Here is a 12954-nt window from a genome sequence, read left to right on the forward strand (position 1 = left end):
AGCCGACGACCGGCGGACCACCTCCGCCTGCGCGGAGCGAACTCGGGCGCGGCGTTCTCACGCACCCACGTGGTCGGACCACCTCCGCCTGCGCGGAGCGAACAGGCCGAGGCTGTCGAGGTACTGGCGCACGACCGGACCACCTCCGCCTGCGCGGAGCGAACTCCAGGGCTGGGATCACCAGCCCGCGCAGATCCGGACCACCTCCGCCTGCGCGGAGCGAACGACCGCGCGATCCAGGTCACCCGCGACAACGCCGGACCACCTCCGCCTGCGCGGAGCGAACGTCGAACATCCCGACCCCCTCGCGGTAGGACGCGGACCACCTCCGCCTGCGCGGAGCGAACAGCAACAACAACCTGTCCCACCATTCGCTAAACAGACCCCAGGTGCGGGACGCTCGGCGGCGCGGGCGGCGGACCACCTCCGCCTGCGCGGAGCGAACCCTTCGCGACCTGCGGCTAAAGGGCGGGGTTATCGATTTGAGATGTTGGGAGAGTGCGGAGAACCGTCATACAACTGACGGTAGTGGTTGGGCTTGGAGTGGTGTGGACGTTCAGTGACCGTTGTCTGCGCCGATGTCTGACGTCCTCAGCCGGTAGCGCACCGGACGGCTGTCCGGACCCTTCGAGTTCGCGACCGACGCTCCTTCGGAGCGCGAGATCTCCAGGGTGTGGTGGGCGGACGATCTCTGCGTCCGCTACGCGAAGATCGGCCTGGCTTTGGGTGATCAGGTCAGGGAGACCGGGTGTGCGGGTGGTCCGGTTTCCAGGTAGTCCCGGACGATGTCTCCGAGTTGTATGGGATAGATCGTTTGGTCGGCCTTGGTGATGTCGGTCAGGGTCCACCAGCGGTGTTCTTGGATGTTGTCGGGGTGGCTGGCTTGCTCGGGGCGGACCTGGTCGAGGGCGATGTGTGCGGCGAAGTAGGTCTCGACCTGACGTGCGGGGCGGCCGCCGACGGGGTGGTCTTTGGTGCGGATCGCAAGTTCGGGGCCGAGGTCGACAGCGGTGATGCCGAGTTCCTCGCGGAGTTCGCGGGCGAGCGCCGTCTGTGGCGTTTCGCCGGGGTCGAGGGAGCCGCCTGGAGTCGCCCAGAAGCCGCCGTTCTCGTCGTAGCGCAGGAGCAGGACCCGGTGTTCGGGGTCGAGGAGGATGGCGCGGGCGGCTTTGCGGATGGGCGGCGTGGTCATGGCTCTCATGCTAGGTCGGCCTTCTCCACCAGGTAGGGACCGATGCACAGCGCGTCCAGGTCGGTGTCCTGGAAGGTCGCGAGGGCGTGTGCGGGGGTTTCCACGATCGGTTCGCGGTCGTTGAAGCTGGTGTTGAGCACGATCGGGACGCCGGTGAGGCGGTGCAGTTCGGTCAGGACGGGGGTGAGGGCCTGGTCGTGGTCGACGGTCTGGACGCGGGCGGTGCCGTCGGTGTGCAGGACCCCGGAGATCTCGCCGGGGCGGTCGGCCCGGGCCGGAGGCGCGAGGAGCATGAAGGGGGAGGGGGAGTCGAGGTCGAACCAGAGGTGGGCGTGGTCGGCCAGGATGGCGGGCGCGAAGGGTCGGAAGGGCTCGCGGTGCTTGATGCGGGTGTTGAGGGCGTCGGCGGCCGTGCGGTCGCGGGGGTCGGCGAGGATGCTGCGCTGGCCGAGGGCGCGCGGGCCGAGTTCGCTGCCGCCCTGGAACCAGCCGATGAGTCGTCCGTCGGCGATGAGCTGGGCGGCGGTGACGGCGATGTCGGTCTCCCGACGCCACACGAAGCCGGTGCGACGTCGTTCGATGAGACCGGAGCGCGGGTCCCGGCGGAGGGCCGCCTCGATCTCGGCGTTGCTGTAGGGCCGACCGAAGGAATCGGCGGACAGCGGCCGGCGGGGGAGTTCGCCGGTGAGATGGTGCCAGGCCCACAGGGCGCAGCCGAGGGCCTGACCGCGGTCGCTCGCAGGCGGGGGAGCGAAGTAGGACGAGACGGCGGGCAGGCGGCGGATCCGGTCGGCGGCCACGCAGTTGAGAGCGACGCCTCCGGCGAAGCACAGGTCGGGCAACCCGGTGGCGGTGACGATGTTGGTCGCCAGGAGGCAGAGGGCGGCTTCGGTCTGGGCTTGGAGGTAAGCGGCGGCGTCGGTCCCGCGCGGATGGCGGCCGCGGCTGCCTGGCGGCCCGAAGTCCCAGCCGGTAGTGCGCGCGAGTTCGGCGACGCCGCGGGCGTGAGTGGCGGCCAGGCGGCCGCGGGCGTTGGTGCCCGTGATCTCGAAGAGGGGTTCGGGGTAGGCGCCCGGGTCACCGAGCGCGGCGAGCGCCATGGTCTTGCCAGCCTCCTGCTCGTGCCAGCCGAGCCAGTTGGTGAAGGCCTCATAGGTGGCGCCGATTCCGGCGGCACGCGGTCGATGGGGTGGGTTGCCGCCGAGCCTCTGGATGCCGTCTGGAGTGGCGGCGTAGAAGGTCTCCGTGTCGCCGCCGTTCCCGGCACCGTCGACGACCAGGACGGTCGCCTCCGCGGCGGGACCGAGGCAGTAAGCGGTGTAGGCGTGGGCGAGGTGATGGTCGACGGGCAGGACCGGGAGCTGCGCGAGGTGGTGCAGGCCGACGCGGGCGGGATCGGGAAGGGTGTGGCCGAGGCCGCTGACGGCGACCAGATCGATGCTGTCGAGGGTGAGGCCGGCGGCGCGCAGGCAGTACAGCAGGGCCGACTCCCAGCCGGGGCTGTAGCGGGTGCGGTTGAGCCGCTCTTCGCTGGTGGCGACCATGGTGTCCTCGGTGAGGAGGGCCGCTCCGCCGTCGTGGCCGAGGTTGATGCCGATCACCGCGGTCATCGGGAGACCTCCGCTACCGAAGCCGGGTTCCACAGCCCGGCAGGTTCGGACGGCGGTCGATGCAGGGTGCCGAGCTGGCAGATCTGGACGTGCCCGCCCCGCCAGGGCAGCAGGTCCGTGACGGGGTGTCCGAGGACGTCCAAGCCCCCGAGCGCGGCGTAGACGTCGGCGACCGTCTCGTGGAGCACGGGGCGGCCGGGCATCATCGGCCAAGTCGGGGTGAAGGGAAGTCCTGCAGCGGTCAGATGGGCGGAGATATGGGCGTAGACCTGGCCGGTGGTGAGGTTGTCGGTGTTGATGACGAGCGGCCGGTTGGGGCCCAGGCTTGGCGCGATGTCGCGGTAGAAGATGTGCAGCCGCTCCAGCAGGCCGCGGTCGTACCACCGGTCCCAGCGGGCCCGTTCGGCGGAGTTGCCGCGCCGGTCCAGGCTCACTTGGGGGCTGACCAGCAACACGATGGTGCGCAGCCGCTCCGACTGGTGCGGCTGCACGTGCCGCATGTAGAAGGCGAGGGCGTCGTCGTAGGGCATGGCGTCGCCGGGGTCGGCGGCGTAGCAGTAGGCCAGGGCGCCGAGGTGGTTGCGGTCGGAGACGATGAGGCCGGTTGCCGAGTCTTCGGCGAGTTCGCGGGTGCGGCGGGCCTGATCGGCCTCGCGCTTCAGGAACCAGCGCGAGAGGTCCGGGCCCGTGGCGTCGTGAGCGGTGAAGTGGTGGTTGGGCTCTGAGAACCACACCGCCGCGTCCAGGTAGGTGGTGGCGAGCTGGGAGATCAGGGAGGTCTTCCCCGCGCCGGGTGGCCCGTCGAATGCGGCGATCACGGGTTCAGACATGGATGCTCCCGAGGGTCGTGGTGATCCGGGCGAGGCCGAGGGCGAGGGTTTCGACCTGGACGGAGAGGGCGGCGCTGCCGGTCGACGTGCCGGACGTCAGCGCGTCGGCGACCGCGGCCCACATCGCGGTGAACGGATCGGCGTCGCCCGCGGGGCTGTAGGGGGCGGGCCAGCGAAGGTCGGCGGGGGCGTCGGGGCCGATCAGGTGGAAGGAGTCGGTGAAGACGCCGGGGCCGGGCCGGGCGATGACGATCGAGTAGGGCCTGCCGTGGTCGTCGGTCACGATGGCGTGTACGGCGTGGTCCGGACCGATCGCACAGGCTGCGGGGTAGGCGGGGCCGGCGACGGTCAGGAGAGAGGTGAGCTGGTGGTAGCCCTCCCACAGCAGCACCTTCAGTGCGGCTTCCTGGTGCGGGGCGAGTCCGTCGGGGACGGGCTGGGGTGGGTCGTCGGTGAAGGTGTAGGGCGCGAAGCCTTCCGGAAGGATCCGGGAGCGGGCGGCGGCGTCGACGCCGTCGGCCTTGACCAGCCAGCCGCCCCGCACCGACGGCATCGTCGCTCTGAGGTCGTAGAGGGCGGGGTCGTGCATGCGCATTGCGCCGACCTCCAGGAGCAGGCCGCGCTGCTCGGCCTCGAGGCGGAGCCGCGCGGAGAGGGCCGCGTCGAGGGTGAGTGGCTTCTCGGTGAAGACGTGGACGCCCGCGGCGAGCGCCCCGGCGATGAGGACGTGGTGCACCCCGGTGAGGACGGCGAGCATGTCGGCACCGTCGAGCAGCTCCGGCAGCGTTCTTGCGATGGTGCCGACACCGAACTGATCGGCGGCGGACGTGGCACGCTCGCTCTGGCGGTCCAGGACGGCGGTGACGGTCCAGGCGGGCGAGGCGGTCAGCGCGGGCAGGTGAAGGCCGAACGCGGCGGCGCCGCATCCCGCCACGGCGATCTTGTGGGGCTTCACGATGCCTCCCAGCAGGTCTGGGCCCCGTGCAGGGCGCGGGTGCAGATCTCGTTCTCCGGCAGCGCCCGAAGGACGGGGTTGAACAGCTCGACCGAGACCGGCCCGGCATAGCCGCCCAAGGCCAGGGCTTCGGCGAACTCGGCCCAGGGCAGGTGGCCGCTGCCGGGGAACAGCCGTGCCTCGTCGGTCCACCGGTCCGTCGGCAGAGCTGGGGCGTCGGCGATCTGGACGTGGCCGATCCTCAGACCGGCGACTGCGGAGGGGTCCGCGCCGGTGGCGGCCCAGTGGAAGGCGTCGACGCACGCCTCGACGCGGGGCACGCGTTCCAGCAGCTCGGCGAGTTCGGGCAACGTCGACAGGACCGGGTTCGGGCCATCAAGGTCGGCGGGCAGACCGCTCTGAACGCCGACGGCTTCGGCAGCAAGCACCACGCCGTGCTCGCCCGCGATCCGGGCCAGGGAGCGCAGCCGAGTGGCGGCGGTGGCCAGGGCGTCCTCGCGGGTGCGGTGGGAGCGGGGATTGACGACGATCGTGGCGACCGGGCAGCCGATCGTGCTCATCGCGGCCAGCCGCTCATCCAGGCCTTCCAGTGCCTCGGAGAAGGAATCGACGAGGATCGGGTGCGGCAGGACGGGTCCGGCAGGCAGGAGACCGGAGGCAGCCGCCACGCTCAGGCCGAGTTCGCCCAGCAGGCCCGCGGTCTGGTCGGGGCCGTGGGCGAGGACCTGCTGGATGGGGACCTCGACCGAGGTGAAGCCCGCGGCGGCCGCGGCCAAGAGGAAGTCGGGCAGAGCGAGGCCGGACAGCGTCGCGGGATTGAGGCAGGGCGTGAGGGCGCTCATGCGGTGGCCAGCTTCCCGGCCAGCAGCTCCGTGCGCAGCGCGTCCAGATCGGCCATGACAGAGGTGACGACCTGGCGGACCAGGCGCGGCTCTGCGGGACCGGAGGTCTGGGCGAGGACCTGCCAGGGGTCGTCGAGGTCGCGGCCGGACTGGGAGACGAGCGCTATTGCCCACTCCTGCCCGGTGAGCACGTACAGTTGCTCGGCCGCGCGCTGGGCGGCGAGGTTGTAGAGCTTGCCGACGTGGTAGACGGGGTTCTTGCCCGAGACTCCCTCAGCGCTCCACGGCCGGAACATCGAGATGAGGCCGTTGGCGCGGTTGCCACGGCCGACGACGCCCTCGTCCCCGGACTCGATGCTGGACCCGGTCGCGGTCAGGTACAGCTCCCGCCGGGCCTCGTCGTCGCGGGTGTTGACCGCGACCGTGATCCGGTGCCCCGGCGCGATGTCGTGCGCCAGGGCGAGGACGGTCTGGCGGGCGAGGTCACGGTGGGCGATGTAGGTGTCCAGGTCGGGGGTGTGGGCCGCGATCTGGGGCACGCAGCAGGTGAGGGAGATGTCCTGCTCGTTGCGGGCGACCATCAGCTTGACGTCGGTCCCGAAGCACGGGTGGGCGGCCAGGAAGCCGGGGGAGGTGAGGTGCCGCTCCACGGCCAAGGCGAGGCGCTCGGCGATGCTGTAAGGGGCATAGCCGACCCCGGCGCTGGTGTCGTTGGCGAACATCCTGCGCCGTTCGGCAAGGTCGTCGATGGTGCGGGGCGCGAACCAGAAGCGCCGGCCTGCCTCCTGCTGGTCGGTGTCTCCGTGCACGGCACCGGGGCTGGAAGCCGTGCTGATGCGCCGCCGGACCTCGATGTCGTGGTCGACGTCCAAGAGCGGGAGCGCGTCGCCGAGGAACGCGCGGACGGTGCCGTCGACGAGGTCGTCGACGGGGATGCGGTGGCCGCCGAGGGCGGGGGTGAGGCGGCCGTTGACCAGCACCTGGATCGGGGCAGTGAGGCGGCCGGCTCCGAAGGTCACCTCTGCGGCGCCGCCGAGCAGGGCGGTCTTGTCGGTGTTGTGGTGCAGGATCGCGCCGAAATGCTCCAGGCAGTAGGTGCTGTAGGCGCGGGAGACCGCTTCGGCGACGCCGTCGGCGAGGGCGTCGGGGTGCCCGGCGCCCTTGCGCTCGACCAGCTCCAGGCCGGGCGCGCTCGGCACGGTCACGGCGGAGACCTTCATCGTGTGTTCTCCTTCGCGGGATCGTTCATGGGTCGGGGAGGGAGCAGGTGCTGCCCGGACAGCAGGAGCCGGGCCTTCTCGGCCCGGTAGGCGGCGATGCGGGCGAGGTCACGCAGCCCGGTCACCGCGTCGGTCGGGCTCGTGAACGCCCACGAGCCGACCAGGCAGCCGAGCGCGTCCTGGACATCGCCGCGGTCGGCTCGGATCGCGGCGGGCTCGACGTGGACGCTGGTGTGCATGCGGGCGAGGCTGACGCCGTGTCCGATGCCCTGGCGCAGGTAGTAGGCGAGCGTCGTTTCAGACCGGTAGATCGGGTGCACGGCGTGCGCCGCGGGCTCGATCAGGATTCGCAGGCCGCGCTGGCGCGCACGGTCGAGGAACTCCAGGTCCTCGCAGTCGCCCATCCACCGGCCGCGCCGTCCGAGATCGGTGCGCAGCAGGCCGATCTCCAGCGCGGTCTGCCGGTGGAAGATGAGGTTGCAGCCCGTCACCCAGTATGGCCACAGCGCCTCGGCTCGGTCGGACGGCCACCTCACGGCGCCGTGGCATTCGGCGAGCACCGGGGAAGCGAAGCGCGCGCCCTGCGGGTACTCCACTGTGGTGCGGCCGCCGACCGCGAACACCTTCTCAGCGGTGATGGCGGCGGTCAGAGCCTCAAGCCACAGCGGATCGGGCATCACATCGGGATCGATGAAGGCCACATAGGTTCCGCGCGCCGCACCGATTCCGCGGTTCTTGCCCGCGCTCAGTCCCGCCCGCGGTTCGCGGACTACCCGAACCGGGAACGGCCGGCTACGGCCCATGACGAGCCGTTGCACCCGACGGACGGGCCCGGGCGGGTCGTTGTCCACGATCACCGCCTCCATGCACCCCGGCGCGAACGCCTGCTCGCCGAGCGCCTCCAGTAGATCCGGCAGGCGCTCGCGGCTCGCTCCGCGTGCGCTGACCACCACCGATGTCGTAGGGCGGTCGGATCTCGCCATCTTGGGCATCGCCGCCTCACCTCCTTCTCCGAGGAGCCTCGCGGCGGCGGGCCGCTCGCCCAACAGCGATTCGTCATGGGGATGTGACCAACGGTCAGGCCACATCGGCCTAACAGATCGCCATGCCGCGGTTACGGTGTCGGCAGGGCTGATCACCACAGGACTCGCGCCGGTCGGCGACGGGGACACACGCTCGCGGAGGCGGCGGATGAGTCAGACGGCGAAAGAGCGGCTCTGCCCGGCGTGCCGACGCACACGGGTCTCGCGGTACAACCCCGATCCGCTTTGTGCGCCCTGCCTTTCGGAGGCCCGCGCACGTGGCCACGCGCCCGGCTGGCTTTGGGACTCGGAGCTGCTGCGAGAAGCCCTGGCGCGCGCGGACATGGCCGCGGTCGTCGCCGTGATCCGAAGCGCGTGCGAGATGTCGCAGCTGGAGTTCGGCCAGCTCCTCGGCTGGAGCCAATCGGTGGTCACCAAGGTCGAGCGAGGGGAGCGGCGCACCGCCTACGACATCGCCGAGATCCTGCGAATCGCCGACGCCCTCGGAATGCCGCGCCATGCCCTGATCCCGCTGGTCCTGGGTGCAGATCACCGCAACGGAGGGCAGGATGAGGACGACGCCCGCAGGTTCTGGGAATCGGACGAGAACGTGGATCGACGGCACTTCGGCCAGACGGCCCTCGGCACGGCGCTCGCCGCCACGCTGCCCCCACCCGCGCGCGTCGACCATGGGCATCTGCGCTATCTGCATGCCTGCCTGAACCGCCTGCGCAGCGCGGACGCCGCCGCCGGAGGCAGAGGCGTCCTGCGCGAGGCCATCGCGACATACCGGCGCGCCCGCGCCATGCTCGACGACAGCGACTACACCGAGCAGACCGGCCGCGAGCTCTTGGCCGTCACCGCGGACCTCGCGATCGTCGCCGGATGGCTCGCCTACGACTCAGGAGACCAGCACCTGGCCCGCACCCTGTACGAGCAGGCAGATCATCTCGCGGCCTCCAGCGGCGTCGTCCCCATCCAGGTGCACGCGGCCGTGAACCTCGCCCAGCAGGCCACCCACCTTGCCGCTGCCACCGGGAAACGCGGATACGCCCGCGAGGCACTGCGGTTCAGCGACCGTGCCGCCGCGGTTGCTCGCTACGAGGCCTCTTCATCCCTGCACGCGCTCATCTCACTCCGGCAAGCACTCGCCCACGCCCGTCTCGGCGACCGGCTCGCCTTCGATGAGCACACCGGTCATGCCCGCCGCGCGCTGGACCACGACCACGGAGACCAGTTGCCCTGGACCCGGTTCATCACCCAATCGGAGATCACCGGCTACCAGGCCATGGGCGCCGAAGCCCTCGACGAGCCAGGCCGGTCCGTCACCCTCTACCTCGACGTCCTCGCCGACAAGAACCGCTCACCACGGGACCTCACCGTCTACCGCGCGTACCTCGCCGGTGCGCTCTGCACGGTCGGTGACCTCGACACTGCCGTATCCCAGGGCCTTCAAGCACTGGGGGACCTCGGTGCGTCCCTGGGCTCGGCCCGAGTGCTGCGCACCCTCGCACCGGTGCGGAACGCCTCGCCCGACGAGGAATTCCGCACCCGATTCGACGCCGCCGCGCGCGACTTCCCGGCTCTCACCGCATGACCGCCGACCTGACCTTCCAAAGGCTCACCGCCGCTCAAGCACGTGCCCACCGTGACACCGTCCAAGACGTCCACGCCGACGCCTACGCCGAGACGCTGACAGACCCGTTCCGCGCCGGCTCCGAGTTCATGCGCCGCTTCGACACCTACACCAGCCGCGAGCACTTCGATTTCGTCTTCGTCCTGGCTGACGGCCACATCGTCGGCCAGGCATGGGGGTGGCCGCTCCCACCCGACACCGCCTGGTGGAACGGCCTGGACGCAGAGCCCGAACCAAGCTTCACCACCGAAACCGGCACCCGCACCTTCGCCCTCTCCGAGATCATGGTCCGCCGCGCCTGGACCGGCCGCGGCATCGCCCACGCCCTCCACAACGAACTCCTACGCCACCGCCCCGAACAACGCGCAACCCTCCTGGTCCGCCCCACCAACCCCGCCTACCCCGCCTACCTCCGCTGGGGCTGGCACCCCGTCGGCCGCCTACGCCCCGACCTACCCCACGCCCCCACCTTCGATGCCCTGATCCTTTCCCTCCGCAACGACGACCAGGAGCCTTGAGCTGGAAGGTCACATGCCCGGCTCGGATCTGGTCAGAGGCAGGATGCAAACTCAGGTCCGATATCGCCTGCCGGCCTTCGTCGCAGGCACAGCCGCTCGCGGAACTCGGGATAGGCGAGTGACGGCGCCTCTCCGAGAGCTTGAGCATGGCGTTCCGCGCCGTTCCGCACCGTTCCGCGCAGCGGATGCGTGCGGAACGGCCCGGCACCATCCCGAGTGGCGACGGCTTGCCTGGTGAGGTGCCCCAGAGGGACTTTCGGTGCGCGGGGCTCAACGAGCATCCGGCATTCTTTCCATGAGAGCTCCTCACCGCTGTTCCGGCGTTGAGGGCAAGAGCAGTTCTCCGCACGCTGCGGAACGATCCGGATCGAGCGGATCGACTCGGATCGCAGCGGCCGAACCGCGACGATGGACTGGGGACACCCCCGAGTGTGGGTCAGCCGCCCCGCTGACGTCGCCGCGGGGCCTTCGGCCCTGGCGGGATTCCGAAGCCCCGTTGCGCGCCAGGTGATCTCGCCAGCTGCGTGGCGTCTCCGTTGGCCCGACAGTCGGCCCTTCGCCGCTCAGCGGCTTACGAAGCAGCTTCTGGGCCGTTCGGCAGCCTGCACGTCTCCTGATCGGCAGAGCCGATACTTCAAACCTGCGCCAAGCAGCTCATCGCGCCTTCGCACTGATCGGCGCAGGCTGCCCGCTACGCTGCGCAGCGATGACGAATGCCCCGTGCCCGTCATGGCCAGAAGAGCATGGGCTCTGCCGCTGGGACTAGGCAGGCCGCTTCGCGGGGCAAGAGATAGATAAAGGCAACTTACGCCCTGAACCGGAACCCGCCATGGACCGGACCGGGCGCGGTCCGATCATGTGCAGCACTTGGGAAGTGCATGGCTTGAGCCTCCGATGCCAGGTCCCCACTCGGTATCCACCCCGTTCACCCTCGCCGACGAAGGCCGTGTCTCCCTGGCCGTCGATCGCATGGCGATCGACGGCCAGGGAGACACGAAGACGGAGAATGTCGGATTGGTCGCCTCCGACTCGAGGCACACCTGCCGGACGATCAGATGCGCCAAAGTGGCCGGGGCGGATCCCACCCGCCCCCTCACAGACATGAGCCGAAGCCGGGCGACCCACCCGCGCGAAGCGAACGGCCTGAGGCGGACCAGCGAATCCCACGGACCACCTCCGCCTGCGCGGAGCGAACACGCTGTCGGAGGTCCCGTAGTAGGCGAGGAGCGGACCACCTCCGCCTGCGCGGAGCGAACGCGACCATGGCGGCGAGGATCTCGTGCTTGGGCGGACCACCTCTGCCTGCGCGGAGCGAACACCTGGAGCACCAAGGCCGAGGCCCTTAAGGACGGACCACCTCCGCCTGCGCGGAGCGAACCCGCGCATGCTGGCCAGATAGGTCGCGGGCGCCGGACCACCTCCGCCTGCGCGGAGCGAACGTGGCGCCAGCGACGACGTCGGCGTACTCGTCCGGACCACCTCCGCCTGCGCGGAGCGAACGAGAACCGAGGGACACCCCTGGCCGGGGTGCTCGGACCACCTCCGCCTGCGCGGAGCGAACCCCCATCGCGTCGAGGGCGGCGACGGGCTCGGCGGACCACCTCCGCCTGCGCGGAGCGAACAGCCGCCGCCACCGCGCGCTTCGTGACCCCGCCGGACCACCTCCGCCTGCGCGGAGCGAATGCCCCGCACGTCCTCTACGTCGGGCTGTCGAACGGACCACCTCCGCCTGCGCGGAGCGAACTGGTTCGTCGACATCGCCAAGCGGTTCGACAACGGACCACCTCCGCCTGCGCGGAGCGAACGGCGCGAAACCGAAGAAGAACGGTTCCATCGCCGGACAACCTCCGCCTGCGCGGAGCGAACGGAAGGGAGGCCCTGAGTCCCAGGCTCAGGGCCGGACCACCTCCGCCTGCGCGGAGCGAACTGCGAGCGGCCCCGCAGAGTGAACGCCGCCGCCGGACCACCTCCGCCTGCGCGGAGCGAACGCAGGAAATGTCGGCAGCATCCTCGGCTCCGTCGGACCACCTCCGCCTGCGCGGAGCGAACTCGACGGCGCCGCCGAACTGGTGCGGCGCGAACGGACCACCTCCGCCTGCGCGGAGCGAACGAGCTCGGCCCAGCGGGCGATGGTGTGCTCGGCGGACCACCTCCGCCTGCGCGGAGCGAACGAGGTGCCTGCCGTCCGGTTCGAAGACCTGCTCGGACCACCTCCGCCTGCGCGGAGCGAACCACCACGGCGTCGAGGTCGGGCACGTCGACGCCGGACCACCTCCGCCTGCGCGGAGCGAACGACGAGCACACCCGTGTCACCCGACACGAACAGGGACCACCTCCGCCTGCGCGGAGCGAGCGACTCGACCTGGCGGCGTTCGGCGTCGTAGCGCGGACCACCTCCGCCTGCGCGGAGCGAACATCAGACGGCGGAGGTTCTGCCACACGTCACACGGACCACCTCCGCCTGCGCGGAGCGAACATCAGACGGCGGAGGTTCTGCCACACGTCACACGGACCACCTCCGCCTGCGCGGAGCGAACCCTTCGCGACCTCGGACTAAGTGAGTGCGTTACAATTTTGAGACCTTAATTGGTTGCTGTGCGGCATGCGCACTACCGTAGCTCTCAGAAGCTGGTTGGTCTCATGTGGTCGGATACCCGAAACGGGACTGAACGGACATTTTTGACTAGATTTGCAACAGGGCCACAGGTACAGGACTAACCCTTGCTCCGCCGGCCCGCAGCGCTCCGCAGATAATGGGAGGCCGCTCCGAACACGCTCGGCGGCCTCATCGATAAGTCACATCGTCCGGCCGTGGTGGTGCGGTAGGCGGCGGTTATCTCACTCCGCTCGCCCGTCGTGATCGGTTGGGCGACGACCTGATCGAACACATGTCCTGAATCACTGAGCCGCCACCATCTGATCCTTCAGGGAGTCCGGCAGCCTGTGCTACTGAGTTGACGCGATGTGAACAAGCCATGCACACCGTCGCCGCCCTTCCACTACGTTGGCTCTCTGCCGCCGTGAACGCTAGATTCTCGTCCTTATCGAGGAAGAGGACCCGACCCCTCCGACTCGGGCATCCTTGGATCACTGCACTGCTGTGGTCGTTTAGGTAGCTGCCACCACCTC

9 protein-coding genes and 2 CRISPR repeat arrays (1 of these 11 running past the window's edge) are annotated in these 12954 nt (G+C 70.2%); of the genes, 2 read left to right on the forward strand and 7 right to left on the reverse strand.

The features are described 5' to 3' along the window. Positions 1–445: a CRISPR direct-repeat array (repeat unit 29 nt; unit sequence CGGACCACCTCCGCCTGCGCGGAGCGAAC) (it extends 1574 nt beyond the left edge of the window). Between the two features lie 285 nt (positions 446–730). The 7 genes from EDD29_RS09620 to EDD29_RS09650 are packed head-to-tail and all read right to left on the reverse strand — an operon-like array spanning position 731 to position 7599. Continuing rightward, on the reverse strand, positions 731–1192 hold the full coding sequence (locus EDD29_RS09620; RefSeq protein WP_170201334.1) for an NUDIX hydrolase: 462 nt from the start codon (positions 1190–1192) through the stop codon (positions 731–733). A 5-nt stretch (positions 1193–1197) separates the two neighbouring features. Then, the gene (locus tag EDD29_RS09625; RefSeq protein WP_123664065.1) at positions 1198–2802 is read right to left on the reverse strand and encodes a carbamoyltransferase C-terminal domain-containing protein; all 1605 of its coding nucleotides are present in this window, start codon (positions 2800–2802) and stop codon (positions 1198–1200) included. Beyond that, complete coding sequence (locus EDD29_RS09630) at positions 2799–3632, reverse strand: AAA family ATPase (protein WP_123664066.1); 834 nt, start codon at positions 3630–3632, stop codon at positions 2799–2801. The genes EDD29_RS09625 and EDD29_RS09630 overlap by 4 nt, the downstream gene beginning before the upstream one ends. Beyond that, positions 3625–4587, reverse strand: a complete 963-nt coding sequence (locus EDD29_RS09635) for a Gfo/Idh/MocA family protein (protein WP_170201335.1) — start codon at positions 4585–4587, stop codon at positions 3625–3627. The genes EDD29_RS09630 and EDD29_RS09635 overlap by 8 nt, the downstream gene beginning before the upstream one ends. Continuing rightward, a complete protein-coding gene (locus EDD29_RS09640) occupies positions 4584–5429 on the reverse strand; it encodes a sugar phosphate isomerase/epimerase family protein (protein WP_123664068.1) in 846 nt (281 codons plus the stop codon). Before EDD29_RS09640 ends, EDD29_RS09635 begins: the two co-directional genes overlap by 4 nt. Beyond that, positions 5426–6649 carry a methionine adenosyltransferase gene (locus EDD29_RS09645; protein WP_123664069.1) on the reverse strand — a complete coding sequence of 408 codons (1224 nt, stop codon included), beginning with the start codon at positions 6647–6649 and terminating at the stop codon, positions 5426–5428. Before EDD29_RS09645 ends, EDD29_RS09640 begins: the two co-directional genes overlap by 4 nt. Then, positions 6646–7599: a glycosyltransferase family 2 protein gene (locus EDD29_RS09650; protein WP_170201336.1), complete on the reverse strand. Its 954-nt coding sequence runs from the start codon at positions 7597–7599 to the stop codon at positions 6646–6648. The genes EDD29_RS09645 and EDD29_RS09650 overlap by 4 nt, the downstream gene beginning before the upstream one ends. 241 nt (positions 7600–7840) lie before the next feature. Between EDD29_RS09650 and EDD29_RS44890 the strand changes: the two genes are divergently transcribed. Together EDD29_RS44890 and EDD29_RS09660 are read left to right on the forward strand one after the other, a co-directional pair. Then, complete coding sequence (locus tag EDD29_RS44890) at positions 7841–9268, forward strand: helix-turn-helix domain-containing protein (RefSeq protein WP_483902881.1); 1428 nt, start codon at positions 7841–7843, stop codon at positions 9266–9268. After that, a complete protein-coding gene (locus tag EDD29_RS09660) occupies positions 9265–9825 on the forward strand; it encodes a GNAT family N-acetyltransferase (protein ID WP_123664071.1) in 561 nt (186 codons plus the stop codon). Before EDD29_RS44890 ends, EDD29_RS09660 begins: the two co-directional genes overlap by 4 nt. 1166 nt (positions 9826–10991) lie before the next feature. Further along, positions 10992–12362: direct repeats of the CRISPR family, unit length 29 nt; unit sequence CGGACCACCTCCGCCTGCGCGGAGCGAAC. Positions 12363–12954 lie beyond the last annotated feature (592 nt).

This window comes from Actinocorallia herbida, from assembly GCF_003751225.1.
GTDB lineage: Bacteria > Actinomycetota > Actinomycetes > Streptosporangiales > Streptosporangiaceae > Actinocorallia > Actinocorallia herbida.

What these genes read in the sequence shown, in the direction of transcription:
- EDD29_RS09620 (WP_170201334.1), bottom strand. Translation starts at nt 1,192, where the DNA reads ATGACCACGCCGCCCATCCGCAAAGCCGCCCGCGCCATCCTCCTCGAC.
- EDD29_RS09625 (WP_123664065.1), bottom strand. Translation starts at nt 2,802, where the DNA reads ATGACCGCGGTGATCGGCATCAACCTCGGCCACGACGGCGGAGCGGCC.
- EDD29_RS09630 (WP_123664066.1), bottom strand. Translation starts at nt 3,632, where the DNA reads ATGTCTGAACCCGTGATCGCCGCATTCGACGGGCCACCCGGCGCGGGG.
- EDD29_RS09640 (WP_123664068.1), bottom strand. Translation starts at nt 5,429, where the DNA reads ATGAGCGCCCTCACGCCCTGCCTCAATCCCGCGACGCTGTCCGGCCTC.
- EDD29_RS09645 (WP_123664069.1), bottom strand. Translation starts at nt 6,649, where the DNA reads ATGAAGGTCTCCGCCGTGACCGTGCCGAGCGCGCCCGGCCTGGAGCTG.
- EDD29_RS44890 (WP_483902881.1), top strand. Translation starts at nt 7,841, where the DNA reads ATGAGTCAGACGGCGAAAGAGCGGCTCTGCCCGGCGTGCCGACGCACA.
- EDD29_RS09660 (WP_123664071.1), top strand. Translation starts at nt 9,265, where the DNA reads ATGACCGCCGACCTGACCTTCCAAAGGCTCACCGCCGCTCAAGCACGT.